The sequence below is a fragment of the Synechococcus sp. BA-120 BA3 genome (genome assembly GCF_034931285.1).
GTDB lineage: Bacteria > Cyanobacteriota > Cyanobacteriia > PCC-6307 > Cyanobiaceae > Cyanobium.
The window spans coordinates 1-2,929 of sequence record NZ_JAYGHZ010000409.1 but is presented as its reverse complement, the minus strand read 5'-3'; the positions used below and the strand labels follow the sequence as shown (position 1 = coordinate 2,929).

The following is a 2,929-nucleotide window of genomic DNA, read 5'->3' as shown; positions in this document are numbered from 1 at the left end:
CCCTCAGCCTGCCCCTGGCGGCGGGCCGCCCCGGGCAGACCGCTCGCTGGCTGCGGGCCGCCCTGCGGGACGGCGCCCCCGATCCCTCCCCGAATGCCGGCGTGTCGGAGGCGGCCTTCGCCCACGCCGCCGGGGTGCGCCTGGGAGGGGCCAACACCTACGCCGATGGGGTGCGCATCAAGCCCACATTGGCCGCCCATGGCCGTCCGCCGGACCGGGACGGGGTGGAGCGGATCCTGGGCCTGGGTGATCGGCTCGAACTGCTCTGGCTGCTGCTGGCCCTGCCGGCCCTGACCCTCCTCGGTGCCGGATGGGCACCAGGCTGAGGAGAAGGGTCAGGCCTCAGTAGGCACCGCGGTCGCGGGGGTCGAGCATCACGCCGATCGTGCGCAGGATGATGCGCAGATCCATCAGCAGGTTGCGGCGGCGGGCGTAGCGGACATCCAGCCGAACCCGCTCGGGGTAGCTGAGGTTGTTGCGGCCGGACACCTGCCACAGGCCGGTCAGGCCGGGCCGCACCGCCAGCACCTCATCCATGCGGTTGCCGTAGCGCTCCAGCTCGCTCCTCACGATCGGACGGGGGCCCACCACGCTCATCTCGCCGCGCAGCACGTTGAGGAACTGGGGCAGTTCATCGAGGCTGGAGCGACGCAGGAACTTGCCCAGACGGGTGATGCGCGGATCGTTCTTGAGCTTGAAGTCGTTGCGGTACTCCTCATCAAGATCCGGGGATTCGGCCAGCAGCTTGGAGAGCAGGCGATCGGCATCCCGCCGCATGGTGCGGAACTTGATGCAACCGAAGCTGCGGTAATCGCGCCCCACCCGCTGCTGCACGTAGAACACCGGACCGCGGGAGGTGACCTTCACCAACAGAGCGAGGGCCAGCAGCACCGGCGACCCGAGGGTGAGCACGGTGAGGGAGAAGACGATGTCGCCGGCGCGCTTGACGACGCGGTCGCGCTTGGACTGGAAGGCGATCAGCTCTTCCGCGGTGAGCACCTGCGCCGGAGCTGTCACCAGCTGCCGAGAGGCGTAGGGGGTCCCGATGGAAGAGAGCATGGGGGACGGGTTCGTTAGAAGAAGTTAAGGATCAGCCCGTACGGAACTCCATCCCGCAGGGCCACTCAGATCAGAGGCACAGGACGGTGGAGGCGGCGACGGTGCTGCTGCCACAGCTGGTCGAGCAGGGTGTCCATGCGGCGGCGGAAGAGCGGCGGGGCAAAGCGCTCCGCCCGTCGCCGCTGCCGCTCCGCCGGCAGGGAGCGCCAGAGCCGGCCCGCCTCGAAGTGCTCCAGGGCCGCCGCCAGGCTGGCGGCGTTCTGCTCAGGAAACAGAAGGCCGGTGGGGGCGCCTTCTCCATCCCTGAGGCAGCGGACGCTGTCGAGCACCCCGCCCTGGCCGAAGGCGATCACCGGGGCGCCGGCGGCCATCGCCTCCACCGGCGCGATGCCGAAATCCTCCAGGCCGGCATACACGTAGGCCCGCGCCCGCTCCAGCCAGGCGGCGGTCTCGTGGTCCGGCAGGCGACCGAGGAAGCGGATGGCCGGGCCCGCCATCGCCTCCAGCCGCCGCCGCTCGGGGCCATCCCCCAGCACCACCAGGGGCAGACCGGTGCGGTTGAACGCCTCCACCACCACATCCACCCGCTTGTTGGGCACCAGGCGGCAGAGGCTCACATAAACGTCGTCCCGGGGCTGATCCCAGCGGAAGCGCTCCACCGCCACGGGGGGCGGCAGCACATGGGCGCGCCGGCGCCAGAAGCAGCGGATGCGGCGGGCGGTGAAGCGGGAGTTGGCCACCAGCGCATCCACCCGGGCGCTGCTGACCACATCCCACTGGCGCAGCTGGTGCAGCTGCAACCGCACCAGGGGGCCCAGGGGTCCGCGGGCCAGGGCCGAGCGCTCCAGGTAGGTGTGCATCTGGTCCCAGGCGTAGCGGGCCGGGGTGTGCACATAGCTGACATGCAGCTGGTCCGGACCGGTGATCACCCCCTTGGCCACCAGATGGCTGCTGCTGATCACCAGGGGATGGCCGGAGAGGTCAAGCTGCTCGATCGCCAGCGGCAGCAGCGGCAGGTACTGCTGCACGTGGCTGACGCCCCAGGGCAGCCGCTGGATGAAGCTGGTGCGGACCCGACGGCCGGCCAGCCAGCTGCCGGGGAGGGAACTCTCGCCATCCACCAGGGCGAACAGGGCCGGAGGGGTGCCCCGGCCGGCCAGGAGCCTGTCGAGCTCCTGCACCACCTGCTCGGCCCCACCCACCGAACGGGGTGTGAACCACTCATGCACCAGGGCGACTGGGCTGGGGAAGGCCTCCATGGCAGGCACCGTAGGCGCCAGTATCACGAAAACTCTCAGCCGATTGCCCTGGCCGGGGTCTCTGCCGAAGCTAAGGCGACGACTGGGATGGCGAGAGCCGGGACACGATGGCGATCCGCGAGCTTCTCGAAGACGCCCTTCAGGAGCCTTCCATCGGGACAACCGCCTGCTTCCGGTGGCATGCCACCTCCGTGGGCATTGCAGCCCTCTGGTGTGACGGCAAGCCCCCGCCGGCGCCGCCCTTCGACGTGGCGCTCAAGGAGGGCCTGCAGGTTGGACTGGATCTGAGCCGGGAGGAACGGGAGTTTCACCAGGTGAAATCCGGCCTCGTGCTGCTGTTCCATTCCTGACGCGCCCACGCCAGGCCTGACGAAACGGAGAGGGTGGGATTCGAACCCACGGAAGGTTTCCCTTCAAACGATTTCGAGTCGTTCGCTTTCGACCACTCAGCCACCTCTCCACACCCCAAGCGCCATGGCGTCGGGGATCGGCTCACTTTACGGAGCGGTCAGCGCACCGCTGGCCCCACTGACCCGCCAGCCCCGCGGCAGGGGGGCGCCGGCCGGCAGGGCCCCACTGAGCCACACCCGGGGCGGCCCGTGCTCCAGCAG

At 70.0% G+C, this 2,929-nt stretch carries 4 protein-coding genes and 1 tRNA gene; 2 read left to right on the top strand and 3 right to left on the bottom strand.

From position 1 onward, the window contains the following. Positions 1 to 326, top strand: a 326-nt coding sequence (locus VB737_RS16065) for a cobalamin biosynthesis protein (protein WP_500314431.1), incomplete at its 5' end; no start/stop codon positions are given. Positions 327 to 342: 16 nt separating this feature from the next. Here VB737_RS16065 and VB737_RS16060 read toward each other — a convergent pair. Both VB737_RS16060 and VB737_RS16055 read right to left on the bottom strand, forming a co-directional pair. After that, complete coding sequence (locus VB737_RS16060; protein ID WP_500314429.1) at positions 343 to 1,059, bottom strand: undecaprenyl-phosphate galactose phosphotransferase family protein; 717 nt, start codon at positions 1,057 to 1,059, stop codon at positions 343 to 345. Between the two features lie 65 nt (positions 1,060 to 1,124). Further along, positions 1,125 to 2,318 (bottom strand): glycosyltransferase, encoded by a 1,194-nt coding sequence (locus tag VB737_RS16055; protein WP_500314427.1) that lies wholly within the window; start codon positions 2,316 to 2,318, stop codon positions 1,125 to 1,127. Positions 2,319 to 2,425: 107 nt separating this feature from the next. Here VB737_RS16055 and VB737_RS16050 point away from each other — a divergent pair, with 107 nt between their 5' ends. Then, complete coding sequence (locus VB737_RS16050) at positions 2,426 to 2,668, top strand: DUF8674 family protein (protein WP_216916086.1); 243 nt, start codon at positions 2,426 to 2,428, stop codon at positions 2,666 to 2,668. A 25-nt stretch (positions 2,669 to 2,693) separates the two neighbouring features. Here VB737_RS16050 and VB737_RS16045 read toward each other — a convergent pair. Next, positions 2,694 to 2,778: transfer RNA gene (locus VB737_RS16045), tRNA-Ser, on the bottom strand. Between the last annotated feature and the right edge of the window lie 151 nt (positions 2,779 to 2,929).

Excerpts from the sequence above, each read along its gene's own strand:
- VB737_RS16060 (WP_500314429.1), bottom strand. The coding sequence starts at position 1,059 with ATGCTCTCTTCCATCGGGACCCCCTACGCCTCTCGGCAGCTGGTGACA.
- VB737_RS16055 (WP_500314427.1), bottom strand. The coding sequence starts at position 2,318 with ATGGAGGCCTTCCCCAGCCCAGTCGCCCTGGTGCATGAGTGGTTCACA.
- VB737_RS16050 (WP_216916086.1), top strand. The coding sequence starts at position 2,426 with ATGGCGATCCGCGAGCTTCTCGAAGACGCCCTTCAGGAGCCTTCCATC.